The organism is Fredinandcohnia onubensis, from assembly GCF_002734215.1.
In the GTDB taxonomy this organism is placed as follows: Bacteria; Bacillota; Bacilli; order Bacillales; family Bacillaceae_L; genus Ferdinandcohnia; species Ferdinandcohnia onubensis.
In genome coordinates, this window is sequence record NZ_NSEB01000003.1 from 145,492 (window position 1) to 166,532 (window position 21,041).

Genomic DNA, 21,041 nt, shown 5'->3' on the forward strand with positions numbered 1-21,041 from the left:
CCCCGATTCCAAAACACCCCTTTTTCAATTATAACTAACCCGGTAACCAATGATTATGACATTTTTCGCAAAATGTAAGCTAGTAAGTTTAACGCAAACTAAGATGGAAAGGATTATGAAGGAAGAAGAAATTAATCTTTTGTAGATGATGAAAGGATGATAGTGATGTCAACAGGACCAAGTTTACGAAAAACAGATTCTCATTCAGCGATTCATGAGGCTGCATTACATGAAGCGAAAGAGCTCCGCAATTTATTTAGAAAATGTATTGACCAAGGAGATAAAGAAAAGGCATTACAGGTAGCGGAGGTTGCGATTGACCATTGGGAATCGAGAACACTCAAGCATGCGGATTCAGAAGAAGAAGGTTTGTACAAAGAAATAATTGAACAAAACCCGAAACTTGAAAAACTAGTGAATCAATTAACCCGTGACCATGATTTAATGCGTCGCATAGTTGCAACGATGAAGAAAAGCCTTGAGACACAAGAAGCGGATTACCGGATGATTCCACTACTTGATAGCCTAATTATAATAGATGAAATCCATAATGATGATGAAATGAATAAACTGCTAGCAACTAACGAATAATAAAATGAAAAATTAGGAAATAGAGGAAAGGGATGTAAATGGGTAAAAAAGAGGCAATTGAGGACAAAATGCTGCGTTTTGCGACTCCAAACTTATATCAGAAGATGGTCGAAACATTTTTAGCATATAACATTCATTCCTATGACATCTATGCCACTGTCGTGAAGCAGGAAAAAGGGTTTGAGCTCACTTTGCGATTCTCAGAATCATTTTCACAAGCTGTCACGGGCTTTGTAAGCTTTGAACAGGCAGAGAATCCGGATGAAGAGATTACGAACTTTTTTAAAGAAACCGCAGAAAAGTGTAAGAATCAGTTGATTTCCGACTATTACAAGATGATTAAACTATAGAGCTACTAGTTTAAAAATTTCCGCCGACTCTAGAACCACAAGGAATAAAGAGTGATAGGTTCTATTAAAAAAGGAAGGGGTTGATTTGTTGTTTTCGATGGAGAATGACGCAATGTTGATTGATGATCGGGAAGATTTGATTGCTGTTTTAAGAATGAGATTTGGTGACATACCAGGAAAAATGATTGAAGAAATCTATGAAATACAGGATATGAGCACGCTACAGCGACTTATTCTCGCCGCAGCAAATGCATCAAGCTGGAAAGTCTTCCTCGAAGAATTCCAAGCAGGGACGCAAAGCTTCAGGTTAGTGGGGGAAGATTTTAACCCATTGGCAAATATTCTAAAGGGAAGGGATGGAGACATTGGCAAAGCAGAATAGTCTCTTCCACTCGCTAAAGCATTTAGTGCGTGGAGAACGTATAAACGATGGTTGGACAGAGGAAAATCCACGCCCGCGTGACTGGGAATCAATTTATCGCAATCGCTGGGCCCATGATAAGGTCGTCCGTTCCACACATGGGGTGAACTGTACAGGTTCGTGTAGCTGGAAGATTCATGTAAAGGACGGAATCATTGCCTATGAAACTCAGCAAACAGACTATCCGTCTACGGGTAATGATTTCCCAGATTACGAGCCCCGCGGATGCCCCCGTGGTGCGAGTTTTTCGTGGTATACATATAGCCCTACTCGGGTGAAATATCCATATGTACGAGGTGACCTTCTCGCTCTTTGGAAGGATGAGCTTAATAAAGCGGACAACCCTGTACAAGCTTGGGAAAATATCGTCACCAATCCGGAAAAACGTCAATCATACGTATCCGCACGCGGTAGAGGTGGTTTCGTAAGAGGGAACTGGAAAGATATTTGCCAAATGATTGCGGCATCGACCATTTATACGATTAAAAAATATGGTCCAGACCGGGTAGTAGGATTCAGCCCGATTCCGGCGATGTCGATGGTGAGTTATTCAGGTGGAACAAGATTCTTATCGCTCATCGGCGGAACCATTCTTAGTTTCTATGATTGGTATGCAGATTTGCCGCCAGCGTCTCCACAGGTTTGGGGCGATCAAACAGACGTACCAGAAAGCGGTGACTGGTACAATACTAAATATTTCATTATCTGGGGTACGAATATTCCGCAAACAAGAACCCCTGACGCGCATTTTATGGTGGAAGCGCGCTATAACGGAACGAAAGTAGTTGGAGTAAGTCCAGACTATGCGGAGTATGATAAGTTCGCTGATATCTGGTTGCCTGCAAAAGCGGGGACAGATGGGGCACTTGCAATGGCTATGACTCATGTGATTTTAAAAGAATTTTATGTGGATAAAGAAACACCTTATTTCCGTGATTATGCAAAGCAATACACAGATCTACCGTTCCTGATTACCCTTTCTAAAAAGGGGGAGAACTACCGTTCAGACCGGTTCCTGCGTGCCTCTGATTTTTCGACGGAACACGAGCTTGGTGAATGGAAGACTGTGGTTTGGGACGAAAACTCGAATCAAATTGCCGTACCAAATGGAAGTCAAGGTTTCAGATGGGACAGTAGCACGAAATGGAACCTTGATATGACGACTGAAGATGGCACAAGCATTAATCCAAAACTAAGCTTTATGAATGACTCTGATGAAGTAGCGGTGGTAGAGTTCCCGTATTTTGCTGAAAAAGAGGGCGGGAAAATTGAGCGCGGTGTTCCAATCAAACGCATGAAGGACCAATCTGGTAATGAGTTGATTGTGACAACTGTTTATGACTTGATGCTCGCACATACAGGCATTAACCGCGGCCTAAAGGGAGACTATCCGACAGACTACAATGATGCTGCAAGACCTTACACACCTGCATGGCAAGAAAGTATTACAGGTGTGAAAAAGGAACATGTCATCCAAGTTGCGCGTGAATTTGCTGAGAATGCGGCATTAACACAAGGTAAGTCGATGATTGCAATGGGTGGAGGAACAAACCACTGGTTCCACAGTGACCAAATCTATCGCTCCATTTTAAACCTAGTTCTACTAACAGGCTCACAAGGTGTCAATGGTGGTGGTTGGGCTCACTATGTTGGACAGGAAAAGGTTCGTCCTTTAGAAGGTTTCTCTCAAATTGCATTTGCCAATGACTGGGTAAAAGCGCCAAAATTTATGAACGGGACATCATTTTTCTATTTTGCAACTGAGCAGTTCCGTTATGAATATGACTTTGATGAAAGAGAAACAGATTGGGGCAGCCAGTATTCAAATATGCATCCGGCTGATTTTAATGCACTATCTGCACGCTTGGGGTGGTTACCAAGCTTCCCGTCCTTGTCACAAAACACGCTTGATGTAATGAAGGATGCTCGTGCAAAACATAGTGATGACAAAGCTGTTACGGACTATATTGCGAAACAGTTGGTCGATGGAAACCTAGAGTTTGCCATAGAAAATCCGAACGATCCGCGGAATTTTCCAAGAGTCTTCTTTAATTGGCGTTCCAATTTATTAGGGGACAGCGGAAAAGGCCATGAGTATTTTGTAAAGCACTTGATTGGTTCAAAGGATACGGTGTTATCGGACCCTGAACAGTCCTGGCAGCCTAAGGATGTTAAGCTTTCCGAAAAACCGCCTGAAGGAAAAACAGATCTTTTCGTGAGTATGGATTTTCGGATGACAAGCTCAGGATTGTTCTCTGACATTATCCTGCCTGCAGCGACATGGTATGAAAAGCAGGATATCAGTACTACGGATTTACATCCATTTGTACACCCATTTAACGCGGCGATTAGTCCACCTTGGGATACAAGAAGTGACTGGGATGCCTTCCGGGAAATTGCAAAGGCTTTTTCTGAGCTCGCAAAAGAGCATTTGCCGGCCCAAGAGGACCTTGTTATTTCACCACTTGCCCATGACACGATTAATGAAATTGCCCAGCCATTTGGAAAAGTGAAGGATTGGCGTAAGGGTGAAGTAGAAGGAATTCCAGGAAAAACAATGCCGAACTTTAATTATGTGCAACGTGATTATCCAAATGTGTATGACATGTGGATAACAGTCGGACCGAATATTAAAAATGGGTATGGAACGAAAGGTGTAAAAATACCAGGGGATAAAGTGTACCAATCCTTATTAAATCGCCTAGGACCATCCAAACATGAAGGAGTCGGAAAAGGCTACCCGTCCTTGTACACAGATGTTCAAGCCATTAATGCGATTCTTCTCATGTCAGGAGCAACGAATGGGAAGCGTGCTGTTGAAGGCTGGAAATCGATGGAGCAAAAGACTGGGAAGAAGCTTGAACATATTGCGAAAGAGCGTGAGGAGGAGGACTTTACCTTAGATGCCCTAACGATTCAGCCAAGACAAACCCTATCAACTCCGGTTTGGAGTGGCCTTGAAAGTGATGGTCGTCGTTATTCACCGTTTACGGTAAACAAAGAGTACCATATTCCATGGCACACACTTACTGGACGACAAAGCTTTTATTTAGACCATGAGGTAATGCTCGATTACGGTGAAGGTCTTCCACTATATATTCCACCAATCAACAAAGGTCCTTTTATTAAGGGAGAAAAAGAGGTTGAGAATAGTGGAAAGTCAATAACGCTTCGCTATATGACACCTCACCAAAAATGGGGTATCCACACGATGTTCACAGATACCCGAAACATGGTTCAGCTATTTAGAGGCTGGCAGGTTGTCTGGTTGAATGAAGAGGATGCTGCTGAGATCGGCATTAAAGATAATGACTGGATTGAATTATACAACCGTAACGGTGCTGTCGTAGCAAGGGCTGTATTAACATACAGAATGCCTCGCGGTGCTGTCTATATGCACCATGCCCAAGATCGTACAATGGGCGTACCAGGAAATACAATTAATAAAAATCGTGGTGGAACACATAACAGCGTGACAAGAATTTATCCAAAGGCAACACATATGATTGGCGGTTATTCACAGCTTAGCTATGGATTCAATTATTATGGACCAACAGGTAGCCAAAGAGATACGTTGACAATTGTTCGCCCATTAAAGGAGGTCGACTGGCTTGAGAATTAAAGCACAAGTGGCAATGGTCATGCACTTAGATAAGTGTATCGGCTGTCATACTTGTTCTGTCACATGTAAAAATGTATGGACGAATCGACCAGGTATGGAGTACGTCTGGTACAACAACGTTGAGACACGTCCAGGACCAGGGTACCCGAAAGAATGGGAAAATACAGATCGTTATAAAGGTGGTTGGACATTACGAAATGGAAAACTACACCTACGGGCCGGTGGTCCAATTTCCAAACTTGCAAACATTTTTTACAATCCAAACATGGCAGGGCTTGATGATTTTTATGAACCATGGACATACGATTTTGAACATCTGCATCATGCGAAAAAAGGGGAAAACATCCCTGTAGCACGACCAAAATCAATGATTACTGGAAAATACATTGATAAACCGGAATGGGGGCCGAACTGGGATGATGACCTTGCTGGCGGTAGTGAGGTTGTCCCGATGGATCCTAACGTGCAAAAGCTTCAAGAGCATATTGCCATGGAATATGAAAAAACATTCATGATGTATTTGCCGCGGATTTGTGAGCATTGTTTGAATCCATCCTGTGTTGCGTCCTGTCCATCAGGTGCGCTGTATAAGAGGGATGAAGATGGAATTGTTCTTGTTGACCAAGATGCTTGCCGTGGCTGGCGTTTTTGTATGAATGGTTGTCCTTATCATAAGGTGTACTATAACTGGAACACACATAAAGCGGAGAAGTGTAATTTCTGTTACCCGCGAACAGAAGCTGGACTACCAACGATTTGTTCAGAAACATGCGTTGGCCGAATCCGTTATATTGGGGTCGTTTTATATGATGCTGACCGTGTAAAGGAAGCGGCATCCGTTGAAGACCCGAAGGACTTATATGAATCACAGCTCTCTGTCTTTTTAGATCCATTTGATCCAGAAGTCATTGAAAAAGCACAAGAGCAAGGTATCAATGCTAGCTGGATTAAAAGTGCTCAGGAGTCACCGGTATATAAAATGGCAATGAAGTGGAAAATTGCGTTGCCGTTGCATCCTGAATATCGCACTATGCCAATGGTGTGGTATGTTCCGCCACTTAGTCCAATCATGAATCATATCACAAATGAGAATGGCCTAAGTGCCGATGGATATATTCCAGCCGTTGATGATATGAGAATACCGATGGAGTATTTGGCGTCGATTCTATCAGCAGACGATACGGATGTCATTCGCCGAGTGTTACTTAAAATGGCAGCAATGCGTGTTCATATGCGTGCTAAAACAGTTGGGGGAATTGACGAAGTGGAGAAGTCGAAGCTCTTAAAAGAAGCAAATACAACAGTTGAAGAGCTTGAGGAAATGCAACGCTTATTGGGTGTAGCAAAATACAATGAACGCTTCGTTATTCCGACAGGCCGTCGTGAAATGGATGAAGACCTCCATTACAAGCAAGGCGCATGTAGTATTGAGGATTTAGCACCACCTGAAGGAATGGTGACTTATCCATTTGAAAGAAGTGGAAATCAATGACCAATGAAGCAAAAGCAATTTTAATGATCATGTCACGAATACTCGATTATCCGGATAAGACCCTTCATGAAGGGTTTCCCGAAATTGAGGAATATGTGAACGCAGAAATTGGCTCGGTAAAAATGAGAAACGAAGTCTTAGAAAGGATAGCACCACTTTTTAAGATGCCATTATTAGAATTACAGGAACTCTATGTTGAAACCTTTGATTATAAGGATAAAACAGGTCTTTATTTAACATCCCATGAATTAGGTGACAGTAGAAAACGGGGGGCTGCTTTAATTAAGCTCCAAAAGTTAATCGTCGAAGGTGGGTTTGAATATCACGGACAGGAGATTGTGGATTATATCCCGATGTTATTCGAGCTATTAGTTCATGCCCCAGAGGGCAAGAATTTTGAACGGCTATACCGCCGTTTAGCGTTTGCGGTTGATCGGATCCACAAGAACCTATCCGATTCTAATCCATACCACCGAATTGTGGACTTGTTAATGATGTTTGTTTTTGAAGTGCCAGAAGCAGAAGAAATCACATTGCTGGAAAATCAGCGTGAGGAAGCGGATCTAGAAGAGCTTCCATATCCAATGCTTTATCAATAATTGTTCATAACTTGTGGATGATGTGGATAAGTATGATGCTTTTCTGTGGATAACGTGGATATTGTGGAAAAATAAAAATGAGAAACGCTCATCACTATCCACAAAAGGATCCACAGGCTGTGGAAAACAAACGTTCTTATGTGGATAAGTATATACCACAATTTGTTGAAAGGGGGTCATTAGATGGAATTACACTTCTGGTGGACGGCCTATCCTTATATATGCATTGCGATCCTTGTAGTAGGGACATTTTATCGCTTCGTGTTTCGAGGGAAGAGCTGGACAGCGCCATCAACGGAAATTTTTGAGAAAAAGTGGCTACGTTACGCTTCCATTATTTTTCACTATGGGATTATCTTTGCCTTTTTCGGTCATGTGATGGGGATGTTGATTCCGCTTGAGTTCTACAACGCAATTGGAGTGAACGACCACACGTACCACTTATTTGCAATAGTAGGCGGTGGATTTGCCGGGCTGATGGTTGTCCTCGGATTGATCTTATTTTTGATTCGAAAGTTTGTCATTGAACGAGTCCATGTTCATACATCAGCGGGTAGTTATTTCACAATCATTCTATTGCTACTTATAGCCGGTTTGGGTACATATATGACAATCGTCTACAATACAACAGTAGCAGCTTATGAATACCGAATTTCAATCGGGCCATGGTTTCGCAGTTTATTCACATTAAATCCACAGCCTGAATTAATGCTCGGTGTACCGACATTATTTAAAGTGCACGTCATTTTGTCTTTCCTATTATTTGCATCGATTCCATTTACAAAGCTTGTGCATATGTTTAGTTTCCCGTTGCGCTATCCAACACGAGCGCCACAGCAATACCGCGCACGTAATGGATTTTCGAAAAATACACGACAGAACTAAGGGGAGGGCTAACCTCCTCTTTTTTCTGTTTAGGAATACGTTCATTGAGACGAAGTTTTATTAGTAAAAAGAGTCGCAAAGAGCTGGTGATTGAGACACAGTCCATAATTACAGAGGACTTTGAGTCAGAAAGTAGCCCTGATTCTGACAGAGAGTCTATTAATTCGGTGAACCAAGTCGCAAAGAACCGCTGATTGTGACCCACTTCGTAATTACGGAGCACTTTGAGTCAGAAAGTGGTCTTGATTCCGACAGCGAATCTGTTAATTCGGGTGAGCCGAGTCGCAAAGAGCTGGTGATTGAGACACAGTCCATAATTACAGAGCACTTTGAGTCAGAAAGTAGCCTTGATTCTGACAGCGAATTTATTAATTCGGGTGAGCCGAGTCGCAAAGTAACGCTGATTGTGACCCACTCCGTGATTGCTGAGCACCTTGAGTCAGAAAGTAGCCTTGATTCTGACAGAGAATCTATTAATTCGGTGAACCGAGTCGCAATGAACCGCTGATTGTGACCCACTTCGTAATTACGGAGCACCTTGAGTCAGAAAGTAGTCTTGATTCCGACAGATAAAAGAACGTGGAGCTGAACTCATCTGTTCACCGTTAAAAGTTGAGCTCACTCCAAACGAAAAAGACGAATTAATCTGCAAAGAATTCGGTAGACAATAATTTGCACTAAAGCTACTTACTTCCTAACATTTTTTCTAGCTTGGCCTTCTGGTTAACGAACCTGAAGGCTTTTATATATGGCTCTAAACTGAGTTATGTCCGATAATTGTTGGTTATGTCCGAAAAAATAACATTTATGTCCGATAAACTTCAAACTAAGTCCGATATCCCGTCGCCATTGTCCGAAATATAAAACTGTTTGTCCGATATCCGTCAGAATTAGACGTTGACAACGTCCCTCTTTTTTTATAAAATTATCTTGAATTCAAGATAAATAAATTTGAGATAATCAGTTCGAATATTCTTTCATATTTTGTTGGAAAATAATTAGATAAATAGTAAAGGAGAATAATTACTATGAAAACAGCAGGCATTCATCATATTACAGCGATTGTTGGACATCCCCAAGAGAATGTTGACTTTTATGCCGGTGTATTAGGGCTTCGCCTTATAAAACAAACGGTTAACTTTGATGATCCAGGTACTTATCATTTTTATTTTGGAGATGATGTTGGAAATCCGGGGAGCATCATTACATTTTTCCCATGGGCAAATGCGTATCAAGGAAAAATTGGCGATGGCCAAGTTGGGGTAACAACGTACGTGGTTCCAAAGGGAGCACTGCCTTTTTGGGAAGCAAGGTTATCAAAATTTGAAATTTCCTATCAGAATACGAAACGTTTCGGCGAACAATTTCTCCAATTTAATGATATCCACGGATTGCAGCTTGAAATTGTAGAACGAGAAGAAGGAGCAAACAACAAGTGGGAATTTGGAGAAATAACCTCCGATGTAGCAATTAAAGGCTTTGGTGGTGCGATATTATTTTCCTCACAGCCTGAAGAAACAGAAAAGCTTCTAACACTTATGGGTCTAGAGCGGATTGGAGCGGAAGGAGATTTTATACGATTTAAATCTGAAGGGAATATTGGAAATATCATCGATGTAAAACGAACACCTGGGGAAAAAGGTAAAATGGGTGTTGGAACCGTCCACCATATTGCTTGGCGAGCAAAGGATGATCAGGAACAACTTGAGTGGCAAAAATTCATTGCCGATCATGGTTACCGCATTACAGACGTGCGTGATCGAAATTATTTTAACGCGATTTATTTTAGAGAGCACGGAGAACTTCTTTTTGAAATTGCAACAGATCCGCCGGGCTTTGGCATTGATGAAGAGTATAAGGAGATGGGTTCAGAACTCAAGTTACCTCCACAATATGAACCTCACCGTCAGAAGATAGAAAATGTATTACTACCGTTTGAAGTAAGAAGTCTTGATTAAAAGGAGAGATAAAAAATTGATTTCAATTGATCCGAGTAATGCTTCTGAAAGGGATAATTATAAGTTTTTAATTGGAAGTATCATCCCGAGGCCAATCGCATTTGTGACGTCAATCTCAAAGGAAGGTACGCTAAATGGTGCACCTTTCAGTTATTTTAATATAGTGTCTTCCAATCCGCCCCTTATTTCAATATCGGTCCAAAGAAAAGATGGGGAAATGAAGGACACAGCTAGAAACATTATAGAAGGAAAAGAATTTGTCGTTCATATTGTGGACGAAAGTAATGTAGAAAAAATCAATATGACGGCAGCAAGTCTTCCACCGAATGAAAGTGAGATTGAAAGTGCCGAGCTGACTCCAGTTGAAAGTAAGAATATAAGTGTACCGGGGATTAAGGAATCTAAAATTCGTTTTGAATGTATATTAGAGCACTCAATTGAATTAGGTGGTCAAGAGGATTTGCCTGGTAGTGATTTATTAATCGGAAAAGTCGTTCAGTTTCATATTGATGAGGATCTATATAGTAATGGAAGGATCAATCAAGAAAAATTAGGGGCGGTAAGTCGCTTGGCAGGAAATTATTATGCGAAAATTGGAGACGTTTTTGAAATTGAGAGACCAAAGTAATCATGTTTGGTCTCTTTTTTTCTTTTTCCTTTGACTTTGACTATGGTTCATGTTTTTTTGACGTTGACTATAGTTCATGTTTTGACTTTGATTTTGGTACATGTTTTGGCTTTGATTTTGATTCATGTTTTGACTTTGATTTTGATTCATGTTTTGACTTTGATTTTGGTTCATGTTTTGACTTTGATTTTGGTTCATGTTTTGACTTTGACTAAGGTTTATGTTTTGACTTCGACTATAGTTCATATTTAGGCTTTGATTTTGGTTCGTGTTTTGACTTTGATTTTTATTAATGATTTCTTCAAGCTGTTTCACTTTTTCCTGAAGACTATCAAGATCCTCCTGCATCTTATTCTTCACTTGATCCGATTGATAACTTTCTACTTGAGATTGAAAGTCAGTAGCAGTATCTGTATTTAGCTGAATGATTGCCCCGATAGTTGCTAATGCGTCACCGGCAATCGTTAGTACGCCCCCCATTATTGCTAGGATTGTTCCGCTATTATTAGGTGGTTTATATTGGAAGTTACCTTGAGTCGTGTTTGAAATATTTCCGCTATCTTGGGATGCAGTAGTAGCAGCAATAACGGTTGCTCTTTTATCCCTTTCCATGAGCTCCCCCCTTACCTAAAATCAGATATTGCAGGTTCGCGATGTATCTATATAATCATCTCGTATCTTATTTTAAGCCCATTTCCAATATATTCACCCAGACTTATAAAGGTGTCGAAATGCTTTTTATAGAATGACCAACATCTATCCTTTTTTTGTTTTAGGTACAATCTTACGAGGGGAGTAATTGATATCCTCTGATGAGTATACGGTCACGATAAGAGTTCCTCCATATACCTTTGCACGAATTAAAATCGGTTGATTGTATGTATTTTTAAAAAGAAAGTCTGGCCCATACCAACTCACAGTTGCATCGCGACCCGGTGGTACATAGCCGACACGTTTGCTGTGAGAATAGCGTTTTACAATTTCAACACCTGCACGATCAACGGCATTGAAGAGTGTGGAGGAGGTTTGGCAGATGCCACCCCCGATTCCTTCAATTAGTTCTCCTCGAATGATTTCAGGCGCTGGCTGATAACCTCTAGCAGCGGTTCGTTTTCCAACAACCTTATTAAAAGAGAAGGTTTCATTTTGAAACAGCACATAGCTATCGATTGCTGCTGCTGAAAGTGCAATATTCTTTGAACGCTCCTTATTCGAAGAGTTAAAATGAGTGACATACTGCCCAATCTGTTTTACCCGAATCGTTGATAATAGCTCACTATCTACTCGTGGATAAATTCGCTGAATCGGTACTTCAAGGTATTCTCCTTTTCCAAAAAACGTTGAATAGAATAGCCTTGAAAATTTATCTTTATCTAATTTCACACCCACATGTTCTTTGAGGATTTCATTTGACTTGCCAATTCTTGCATCCTTTGGCTCCTCGTAAACCTGTTCTTCTAAATAGGTAAGAAAATCTGTATATTTTTCAATATTCAAGGTGGGTATGCCAAGCAGTTGCATAGAGTATTCAGAACGGTTAACAGTCGCGATTGGTTCACCTTTATAGGTTATGTAAAGATTATCCTGAGGATGGAACTGCTGTACAGAAAGGAAAAGCATCATTGCCAACAATATTTTCAGTGTCCCCACCACCTTTTCGAAACTCTTTTTTATAGTATGGATGGTTACTTCAAATTCCATTAAAAATAGGAGAACTTTTTTCGTTTTATAATCTGTAACAAATTGTTCAAATTCAAGAAAATGCTGTGATTTGCGTCACATCAAGGTTTGATGCATTTATGTTAAGATAATAACTTTTTACAAAAACTTCCTTCCCTTTTCTGTAACAACTTTTTGCTATCTCGCATGTTATTATCATTTACACAGTGATAATCTTTAAAAAATAATTTCGCGAAATAAAATTTTAGCTTCAATTTTTTCTAGATATTACGAAAAAAACAAGTAGCTAAAAAATTTTTGACAACTTTGTGAAGTTGTACACATATTCGTCACAAGCCACATAGTTGTGAATAAAGAGCATCCATTCGGAAAGGAGTACACTTATGAAAATCAAATGGTTTTTCTTATCGATGGTTATTACTATTGCCACAGTGCTTGCAGGCTGTGAACCAGTAATGGTTCTCGATCCAAAAGGTCCACAAGCCGAGAGGCAAGCCCATGATATCTTACTTTCAATTGGAATCATGGCATTTGTAGTTATTGTCGTTTTCGTATTGTTAATTTATATGCTTGTAAAATATCGTGCTTCTAAAATGCCAGAGGATTACGAGCCACCACATATTGAAGGAAATCCTTGGGTTGAAGCGATTTGTATTGGTATTCCAATCTTAATTGTTGGTTATTTATCAGTTGTTTCGGTTCAAAGTAACTACATTGTCGAGTCAGCTCCTCAAGGCTATGAAGAGCAAGAACCATTGGTTATCTATGCTTCATCCTCCGATTGGAAATGGCATTTTAGCTACCCTGAAGAGGATATTGAAACAGTCAATTATCTATACATCCCAACCGATCGTCCACTTGAATTCAGACTTTATTCATACGGTCCAATCACAAGCTTTTGGATTCCACAGCTAGGTGGACAAAAGTATGCCATGGCCGACATGATCACGACTTTGCATCTTGCAGCTGATGAGCAGGGTGAATTAATGGGACGAAACGCAAACTTTAGTGGTAAAGGATTTGCGGAAAATGCGTTTAGTGTAAATGCCGTATCTCCAAAGGATTTTGAAGAATGGGTAGATGAGGTTAAAGAAACTGCGAAACCTCTCACTGAAGAAAAGTTTGATGAGATTTTAGAACCAGGACATCTTGGTCAAATGACGTTCACCGGAACACATTTAGAGTTTGCACCACCGCCAGAGCATAACCATGGATCAGATGATGCTGAAGAAGGTCATGAGGTCCATGAGGATGAGCATACAGAACACGAAGGTCAATCAGAACATAACAATCATTAATAAACAAATATATCTTGAACGCCGAATTTATACTTCATTTGAAAGGAGTAACAACGGATGGAATTCTTCGAACGTTTTGCCATACCACATCCAAGTCCCGCCATCTATGCAGCGATGGTTGCAATTGGACTTACGGTAATTGGAATTATCGCCGGCTTAACCTATTTTAAAAAATGGGGTTATCTATGGCGTGAATGGTTAACAACCGTTGACCACAAACGAATTGGTATTATGTATTTAATCTCCGCATTGATCATGCTGTTCCGCGGTGGGGTAGATGCGATTATGATGCGTGCACAGCTAGCTTCACCTGAAGCAAAGTTATTAGACGCGCAGCACTATAATGAAATTTTTACAACACATGGTGTTGTCATGATCATGTTCATGGCGATGCCGTTTATCATAGGATTCATGAACTATGTTGTACCACTGCAAATTGGTGCGCGCGACGTAGCATTTCCACGCTTAAATGCGATTAGCTTCTGGCTCTTCTTTATGGGGGCAATGCTATTTAATATCTCCTTTGTAATTGGGGGATCACCTGATGCAGGTTGGACATCATACTTCCCACTTGCTGGTAATGAGTTCAGTAAATCAGTTGGAACGAACTATTATATGCTCTCGTTACAAATTTCGGGTCTTGGTACATTGATGACTGGTATCAATATGATTACCACAATTCTTAAAATGAGAGCACCTGGTATGACGTTAATGAAAATGCCAATGTTCACATGGTCTACTTTAATTGCTAACTTAATTATCGTAACAGTTTTCCCTGTATTAACAGTTGCACTAGCAATGGGTACAATGGATCGCCTATTTGGAACACATTTCTTTGCAAGTACAAACGGTGGAATGGATATGCTTTGGGCAAACCTATTCTGGGTATGGGGACACCCTGAAGTGTATATTTTAATCCTACCTGCGTTTGGTATTTATAGTGAGATCATTTCAACCTTCTCAGGAAGAAACCTATATGGTTACAAATCAATGGTTGGTTCAATGGTCATTATCTCAGTTCTTTCATGTCTAGTTTGGGCGCACCATTTCTTTACAATGGGGCAAGGGGCAGCATCAAACAGCTTCTTCTCAATTACAACAATGGCGATTGCGGTTCCAACTGGTGTGAAAATCTTTAATTGGCTGTTTACCTTATGGAAAGGTAAAATTCGTATGACAGTACCGATGCTTTACTCAATTGGATTTATTCCACTATTCACAATCGGTGGGGTAACTGGGGTAATGCTTGCGATGTCAGCAGCCGACTATCAGTATCACAATACAATGTTCCTAGTGGCACATTTCCATAACACAATTATTCCTGGTGTAGTATTCGCAATGCTTGCTGCACTCACATATTATTGGCCAAAAATGTTTGGCTTTATGTTAAATGAACGAATCGGAAAGTGGGCATTCTGGTCACTATCAATCGGATTTGTCTTAGCGTTCTTCCCGATGTATATTACTGGATTAGACGGTCAGGCTCGTCGTATGTACACATACTCTGAATCTACAGGTTTTGGTCCATTGAACATGCTTTCATTCATTGGTGCTGGAATCATGGGGATTGCCTTCATTTTAATTGTGTATAACATTTATTACAGCATCCGTTATTCACCAAGAGATATTGGAAGCGACCCATGGGATGCACGTACTTTAGAGTGGGCAACGCACACACCTGTTCCTGAGTACAACTTTGCACTAACACCAAGTGTGAATTCAAGTGAGCCATTCTGGGATGATAAGAAGAAAAAGCACAAGCTCTTCCCAGGCAAAATTGAAAAGATTCACATGCCGAACAATAGTGGTGTTCCATTTATCATGAGTAGTATCTTCTTTGTATGGGGCTTCTCATTCGTATTTGCAATGTGGCCACTGTTGATTATTTCAACAATTGGTATCTTTGTTTGTATGGCATACCGTTCATTTGAACAAGATCATGGACGATATATTTCTGTTGAAGAAGTAAAAGAAACAGAAGAAAAATTAGGAGGTGCTAAGTTATGAAACTAGATCACTCGCAACCTCTTGAATATAGTACGCATGAAAATGAGTTAAATATTTTTGGTTTCTGGATTTTCCTTGGTGCCGAAATCATGCTTTTCGCAACCTTGTTTACATCTTATTTTACATTAGAGAACCGCGTCGGTAGTGGTCCATCAGGTGCAGAGATTTTTGAAATTACACCTGTGTTAATCGAAACACTTCTACTTTTAACAAGTAGTTTTACAATCGGTCTTGCGGTTCATGCGATGCGCCTTGGCAGACAAAAAGCGATGTTAGGTTTCTTCGTAGTAACATTGCTTCTAGGTTTAACATTCCTAGGTGTTGAAATCTATGAATTTGTTCACTATGTCCATGTCGGAGCTGGACTACAAACAAGCGCGTTTACAGCGATGTTGTTAACAACATTAGGAACACATGGACTTCACGTTACATTTGGTTTGTTTTGGGGAGTTATGATTGTTCTCCAAATAAGAAAAAGAGGCTTAACTGCTCAAACTGCTGGTAAATCGTTTATCTTTTCATTGTATTGGCACTTCCTAGATGTAGTCTGGATCTTCATCTTCAGCTTCATCTATTTGAAAGGAATGATGTAATATGAGAGAACTATTTCCAGCAAAACAAGTCATGGGCTTCGTATTTTCATTAGTTCTTACGGTTATTGCTCTTTCGGTGTACTTCCTAGATTTAACCTTTACGGCAGGACTAACAATCCTGATTGTAACAGCATTTGTGCAAGCATTGCTGCAACTAATTGTATTCATGCATGCTGGTGAATCAAAGGATAAATGGGCAATCTACGGAAATGTATACTTCATGATTTTTATCGCGTTAATTACAATATTCGGTACATTATTCCTGCTTGTTTGGGATATGTAATAAAATTTAGAGTGTCTTTATAGGCACTCTATTTTTTATGGAGAATAGTAAGGTTAATGGTTTAATATAGTTTATGAGAGGAGGGGTGGCAGATGTATGCTTCGTTTCGATTGAGGTTCAAAGCTTTCATGATTGATTATATAATAATTCTGGCATATTTAGTTGTCCTGATCATTACGTCCGTATTTTTGTTTCCGAGTTTGCAAGAATTATTCAAGGGGTCAGTAGTAGTCGCACAGTTATCAGGATTTATAATGGTGACTTTGCCGGTTTCCCTTTATTTCATAATTAGCGATTCAAAAATTGTCGGGCAGTCATTTGGAAAACGTAAATCAGGTATAAAAGTGGTCCGGGAAAGTGGTGAAGCTGTGTCTTTCCTGCAAATGGCTTTTCGGACAATCTTAAGGTTTTTACCTTGGGAGCTGTCACATTTTCTTGTTTATCGTTTAATGTATATTGGCGATGGAGGGGTTCCGTTCGCTTACACAATGATTGGTGGGCTCATCTACGCACTCATGTTTGCTTATATTTTGACATGTATTTTTACAAAAAAGAAACAATCTTTATATGATCTTCTAGCGAAGACGTATGTGGTCAAGGTGCATTGAAACTGCATCTTTTTTTGTGCAAAATAAAAAGCTTAGCCAGATTGAGTGGCTAAGCCTATAAATAATTAATTGTTTTATTTAATCTTGTTTGCGCCTTGTGCCTTAAGTAACATTTCTTCAGACGCGATTAAAAATAACCCCATCAAAAAGACAAAAATTGCTCCCATGACCGTTCCGATTCCGATTGCAGTTAACACACTGGTACCGCTTCCGAAGAATCCAAGACAAAAAATAATGATACCGGCAATAAGCACTGTTCCCCCAAAATACTTAACAGCCTCAAGCATAGTAGATTTCATTTTTCCTCATCCTCCTACTATATATTATTAATCTTGTTCACAAAATTGTCAAATATAATTCACTAAATGTTCAAAAGTTGTATTTTGGGCGGGGAGGAACGAGAAACCATGAATAGTAAAGTATGGGAATTGACTCATTATTTAAAGCTAAGTACATTATGAAGAACATAACACGAACAATTTTAAAAAGTTAAGTACTTCATCGGGGATATGAAGACCATAACAAGTGACATAATTAAAAGTTAAGTACTTCACCAGGGATATGAAGACCAAAACAAGAGACGTAATTAACAGTTAAGTACTTCATCGAGACTATTTTAATGTATAGGTCGTGATAAGAGCATTTAAAGAAAGCATATGTTACCATGGTGAAAAATAATCTAAATGAGGTGTGGAAAAATGAAAATTGAGGTTTGGTCAGATTATGTATGTCCCTTCTGTTATATAGGAAAGCGGCGCTTGGAACAGGCTCTTGAGCAATTTCCAAATCGCGATCAAGTCGAAGTGGAATTCAAAAGCTTCGAACTAGATCCGAGTGCAAAGCCTTATTCGGGTCAAAGTATTCATGAATTACTTGCTTCAAAATATGGTATGCCAGTAGCGCAAGCTAAGGAAATGAACGAAAATCTTGGTCAGCAAGCCGCAGAACTCGGTCTAAACTATAATTTTGATGAAATGAAAAACACAAATACCTTTGATGCCCACCGTCTTACAAAGTATGCAGCGACCGTCAGCAAAGAAAAAGAACTTACTGAGCTTCTTCTTCAATCGTATTTCGTGGAAGGAAAACTCATCAGTGACCATGATGTACTAGCGGGTCTAGCGGAATCTGTGGGAGTCGAGCGCCAGGAAGCGTTAGATGTGTTAAAAGATGAGAAGAAATATGCGAATGATGTACGAATTGATGAGGCGATTGCACAACAAATCGGTGTTACCGGCGTTCCGTTTTTCGTAATCAATCAAAAGTATTCCATTTCTGGTGCACAGCAAACTTCTACATTCCTTGGTGCACTGCAACAGGTTTGGAATGAAGAGCATCCAGCACCAAAACTCCAGGACCTCTCAGGAGACCAAGGTGCAATTTGCACAGATGAAAGCTGTGAAATCCCAACAGATAAATAATAAAAATGTGCAGGCCTTTATGGCTTTGCACATTTTCTTTTTTCCTAAAAGGGAATTCAACGTAAAATTACGAATATATAAGAGGGTAGAAAGAATGGGGTGGTATCAATTACGTTGTTACAGTTAGATTTTAAAATTGGCCTCGTATCGGTTATTACGTTATTAATCGGTTGGGGAATGATTGGTTTTTTAGCCTTTAGAATTTATAAAAAACAAGAAGTGAAACCAACTCTATGGAAGATTATTCTTGTTTTGCTTATTGGGCTTTTTTCTTTTTCCTTTAATATGAATTTGTTTGATACATTGATTAAGCTTCCCATTTTACCGTTAGGTGTATGGATTCTTTACTTTTTTCTAAAATCAAAGGAAGGCCGTTGGGATAGGCTCCGGAAGTATGCATGGCTCGGCTTTTTGGCGAACTTTCTATTTTTAGCTCTATCCTTAGCCTCGATTGGTCTGCAGCATGTTATTTACGCGCCTAGCAATCTATCAACCTATATTTCTAATGTGGAAAATGCAACAATTATCAACACTCATCCATCCGCAGAGGATGTAACCTTACTAAAAGATGAATTACAAAAACTACTTCCAACAATGAAAGAAACTAAGTTTTTTAGTGATAAATGGTATGAGGAAACGTATCTGAGTGGAGATACGAACACTCGAAAAGAACGGTTTCCATATCAAGTGGTGGGTATAAAGGAGAAATGGGGAAGCGGGGTTGTCACAACCATTTTTATTGAAAAAGATGGGAAAGGTTTATTAATCGCAACACCTAAGAAGCAATATTATTTTCGCTCCTCAGAAGTTTTTTTAGAAGGGGTGGAAAGTAAATGAAGCGAAGAAAGATCCTAGGTTTGCTCGGTTTGGTTGCTCTTCTTTTCGTCATTTATTACTTTTATCTGGCTAAACCTACAGACTTTGCTACAACTGATACTTATAAAAGGTATTCTGAAGTATATGAGGTTCTTGACATTATTGAGATGGATGACAGCCGTATTTTTGTACCAGTTGTCACAGAAGAAAATAAATATGGCATGAGCCTGTGGGTGTGGAAAAATCATAAATGGAATATGGAATTTGAAAGCACAGTAGGTGGCCCTAGGGTTATCAAGCTTAAAAATAATGATCCAAGTTCCTATAAGGTTTTTTGGAATATTCACCCTGATGACCAAGTAAGTTATGGAGAATTTTATTTACTGAGAAAACGTAATTATCATATTACAGAAGGAATACATAATTATTATCCTCGTTTGCAATTGAAAACGATTTTAGATTTTGAAGGAACACCATTTGGGGTAACAGACCTTCCGAAAGAATGGCAAAAAGCGATGGAAGCATCGATAAAATTGGAAGAAGCAAAGCAACCAGATCCTATTTTTACAAACATGTTTCCTGTGATGCAAGATGTATACTTCGGCTGGATTCCCTATAATAACGAACATGTAAGGCAACATGCGAATGCTACTAATGTAGGCGGAGCTTCGTGGGGTGGTGGTGTCGATATTCTGCACGTGGTGGATATGCCAGAAGAGGAGCTTGAGTATTTTAAAATAGAAGAATAAAACGGGGGAACCGTACTAAAAGATACAAGGAGAGGAGGTTCGCCTTTTGTATATTGCTATTCTATGTTTAATATGGGGATTTAATTTTGTTATGATGAAATTAGGCAATGGTGCTTTTCCTCCTGGCGAGTTTGCCGCATTGCGATTTTTAACAGGTTCCATCGTACTGCTAAGTCTGTGTTTTATAAAAAGAATACCACTTCCGACTAAATCAGATTTCAAGTGGTTTGTTCTTTGTGGGTTGCTCCAAACAACATATTTTAATATTGCTATTCAAATATCGCTTAACTACATAAGTGCAGGTCTTACCTCTGTTCTGACCTACAGTATGCCGCTTTTTCTTTCAATTATGGCACATAGGTGGATTCCTGGTGAACGGTTGACGGTAAAAAAGACATTTGGAATTGTGATAGGACTAATAGGTTTATTCCTCTCTTTGAATATCCATTTTGGAGGATCGATTTGGATTTTATTACTGGCACTAAGCTCCGCTATTTCTTGGGCTACAGCTAGTTTGCTTTTTAAACTAAAATTAAAACATTGTGATACCGTCCAGTTTACGACTTGGCAAATGACGATTGGAGCGTTTGGGTTATTGATCTATACTGTTTCATTTGAAAATGGTGCATCACACTGGGGCTTCATGCCGGTTGTTTATATTCTGTTTTCTGGAGTTATTGCCTCTGCCTTAGCTTTTGTAATGTGGAATCATATTTTGAGGCGGACAGAAGCAAGTAAAGCATCGGTTTCTTTATTATTTGTCCCCATCGTGGGTGTCATTTCTGGTTACATCTTTTTGGATGAAAGCTTAAGTATCATAACGTTGGCAGGGATTTTCCTTGTACTGGTAGGGATCTGGTTTGTAAATAGTAAAAGTACTCAAGAAAACCGTACGAACATTCCTAATAATCTTAATAAAGTACTATAGAGGTTTGATTAATCTCAAAAATAGATTAATTCTATTCAAAAATGATATTTGTTAGATTGATTAGGGAGTTATACAATATTTTCTAGGGGATATTAATGGTATATAGGTCTAA

General features: G+C 39.6%; 22 protein-coding genes. 19 read left to right on the plus strand and 3 right to left on the minus strand.

Translation table 11 applies throughout. From position 1 onward, the window contains the following. Window positions 1–165: 165 nt before the first annotated feature. From CKK03_RS02595 to CKK03_RS02635, 10 genes are all read left to right on the plus strand, one after another. Window positions 166–591 (plus strand): hemerythrin domain-containing protein, encoded by a 426-nt coding sequence (locus CKK03_RS02595; protein WP_099361069.1) that lies wholly within the window; start codon window positions 166–168, stop codon window positions 589–591. Between the two features lie 38 nt (window positions 592–629). Then, window positions 630–941: a hypothetical protein gene (locus CKK03_RS02600; RefSeq protein ID WP_099361070.1), complete on the plus strand. Its 312-nt coding sequence runs from the start codon at window positions 630–632 to the stop codon at window positions 939–941. Between the two features lie 97 nt (window positions 942–1,038). After that, on the plus strand, window positions 1,039–1,323 hold the full coding sequence (locus CKK03_RS02605; RefSeq protein WP_388040876.1) for a hypothetical protein: 285 nt from the start codon (window positions 1,039–1,041) through the stop codon (window positions 1,321–1,323). Further along, window positions 1,307–4,984: a nitrate reductase subunit alpha gene (locus CKK03_RS02610; RefSeq protein WP_099361072.1), complete on the plus strand. Its 3,678-nt coding sequence runs from the start codon at window positions 1,307–1,309 to the stop codon at window positions 4,982–4,984. Before CKK03_RS02605 ends, CKK03_RS02610 begins: the two co-directional genes overlap by 17 nt. After that, the gene (narH, locus tag CKK03_RS02615) at window positions 4,974–6,476 is read left to right on the plus strand and encodes a nitrate reductase subunit beta (RefSeq protein WP_099361073.1); all 1,503 of its coding nucleotides are present in this window, start codon (window positions 4,974–4,976) and stop codon (window positions 6,474–6,476) included. Before CKK03_RS02610 ends, narH begins: the two co-directional genes overlap by 11 nt. Beyond that, complete coding sequence (narJ, locus tag CKK03_RS02620; RefSeq protein WP_099361074.1) at window positions 6,473–7,075, plus strand: nitrate reductase molybdenum cofactor assembly chaperone; 603 nt, start codon at window positions 6,473–6,475, stop codon at window positions 7,073–7,075. The genes narH and narJ overlap by 4 nt, the downstream gene beginning before the upstream one ends. Before the next feature lie 183 nt (window positions 7,076–7,258). Continuing rightward, a complete protein-coding gene (gene narI, locus CKK03_RS02625; RefSeq protein ID WP_099361075.1) occupies window positions 7,259–7,960 on the plus strand; it encodes a respiratory nitrate reductase subunit gamma in 702 nt (233 codons plus the stop codon). A 44-nt stretch (window positions 7,961–8,004) separates the two neighbouring features. Continuing rightward, on the plus strand, window positions 8,005–8,154 hold the full coding sequence (locus CKK03_RS23560) for a hypothetical protein (RefSeq protein WP_180271125.1): 150 nt from the start codon (window positions 8,005–8,007) through the stop codon (window positions 8,152–8,154). 828 nt (window positions 8,155–8,982) lie between these two features. Beyond that, window positions 8,983–9,918: a ring-cleaving dioxygenase gene (locus CKK03_RS02630; protein WP_180271129.1), complete on the plus strand. Its 936-nt coding sequence runs from the start codon at window positions 8,983–8,985 to the stop codon at window positions 9,916–9,918. Between the two features lie 16 nt (window positions 9,919–9,934). Then, complete coding sequence (locus tag CKK03_RS02635; RefSeq protein ID WP_099361077.1) at window positions 9,935–10,546, plus strand: flavin reductase family protein; 612 nt, start codon at window positions 9,935–9,937, stop codon at window positions 10,544–10,546. On the opposite strand, the gene CKK03_RS23565 is transcribed toward CKK03_RS02635, so the two are convergent. Further along, the gene (locus CKK03_RS23565) at window positions 10,547–11,158 is read right to left on the minus strand and encodes a hypothetical protein (protein ID WP_180271126.1); all 612 of its coding nucleotides are present in this window, start codon (window positions 11,156–11,158) and stop codon (window positions 10,547–10,549) included. A 144-nt stretch (window positions 11,159–11,302) separates the two neighbouring features. Further along, window positions 11,303–12,169: a VanW family protein gene (locus CKK03_RS02645; protein ID WP_180271130.1), complete on the minus strand. Its 867-nt coding sequence runs from the start codon at window positions 12,167–12,169 to the stop codon at window positions 11,303–11,305. Between the two features lie 440 nt (window positions 12,170–12,609). On the opposite strand from CKK03_RS02645, the gene qoxA reads away from it, so the two are divergent. The 5 genes from qoxA to CKK03_RS02670 all read left to right on the plus strand — a co-directional run bounded on the left by qoxA (window position 12,610) and on the right by CKK03_RS02670 (window position 17,015). Next, window positions 12,610–13,524, plus strand: coding sequence for a cytochrome aa3 quinol oxidase subunit II (gene qoxA / locus CKK03_RS02650; RefSeq protein ID WP_099361079.1), 915 nt, complete (start codon window positions 12,610–12,612; stop codon window positions 13,522–13,524). Window positions 13,525–13,581: 57 nt separating this feature from the next. Further along, a complete protein-coding gene (qoxB, locus tag CKK03_RS02655) occupies window positions 13,582–15,531 on the plus strand; it encodes a cytochrome aa3 quinol oxidase subunit I (protein WP_099361080.1) in 1,950 nt (649 codons plus the stop codon). Beyond that, window positions 15,528–16,124 (plus strand): cytochrome aa3 quinol oxidase subunit III, encoded by a 597-nt coding sequence (qoxC, locus tag CKK03_RS02660; protein WP_099361081.1) that lies wholly within the window; start codon window positions 15,528–15,530, stop codon window positions 16,122–16,124. Before qoxB ends, qoxC begins: the two co-directional genes overlap by 4 nt. Window position 16,125: 1 nt before the next feature. After that, on the plus strand, window positions 16,126–16,407 hold the full coding sequence (qoxD, locus tag CKK03_RS02665) for a cytochrome aa3 quinol oxidase subunit IV (protein WP_099353953.1): 282 nt from the start codon (window positions 16,126–16,128) through the stop codon (window positions 16,405–16,407). A gap of 92 nt (window positions 16,408–16,499) precedes the next feature. Beyond that, window positions 16,500–17,015 carry an RDD family protein gene (locus CKK03_RS02670; RefSeq protein WP_099361082.1) on the plus strand — a complete coding sequence of 172 codons (516 nt, stop codon included), beginning with the start codon at window positions 16,500–16,502 and terminating at the stop codon, window positions 17,013–17,015. Between the two features lie 74 nt (window positions 17,016–17,089). Here the strand turns inward: CKK03_RS02670 and CKK03_RS02675 are convergent, their stop codons facing one another. Continuing rightward, complete coding sequence (locus tag CKK03_RS02675; protein WP_099361083.1) at window positions 17,090–17,314, minus strand: hypothetical protein; 225 nt, start codon at window positions 17,312–17,314, stop codon at window positions 17,090–17,092. 399 nt (window positions 17,315–17,713) lie between these two features. Here CKK03_RS02675 and CKK03_RS02680 point away from each other — a divergent pair, with 399 nt between their 5' ends. The 4 genes from CKK03_RS02680 to CKK03_RS02695 all read left to right on the plus strand — a co-directional run bounded on the left by CKK03_RS02680 (window position 17,714) and on the right by CKK03_RS02695 (window position 20,929). Next, window positions 17,714–18,436 (plus strand): DsbA family oxidoreductase, encoded by a 723-nt coding sequence (locus CKK03_RS02680; protein WP_099361084.1) that lies wholly within the window; start codon window positions 17,714–17,716, stop codon window positions 18,434–18,436. 114 nt (window positions 18,437–18,550) lie between these two features. Next, entirely contained in the window at window positions 18,551–19,273 is a 723-nt protein-coding gene (locus tag CKK03_RS02685) for a hypothetical protein (protein WP_099361085.1), read from the plus strand. Continuing rightward, window positions 19,270–20,001, plus strand: coding sequence for a hypothetical protein (locus tag CKK03_RS02690; RefSeq protein WP_099361086.1), 732 nt, complete (start codon window positions 19,270–19,272; stop codon window positions 19,999–20,001). The genes CKK03_RS02685 and CKK03_RS02690 overlap by 4 nt, the downstream gene beginning before the upstream one ends. A 46-nt stretch (window positions 20,002–20,047) precedes the next feature. Further along, the gene (locus CKK03_RS02695) at window positions 20,048–20,929 is read left to right on the plus strand and encodes a DMT family transporter (protein ID WP_245863967.1); all 882 of its coding nucleotides are present in this window, start codon (window positions 20,048–20,050) and stop codon (window positions 20,927–20,929) included. Window positions 20,930–21,041: the final 112 nt, after the last annotated feature.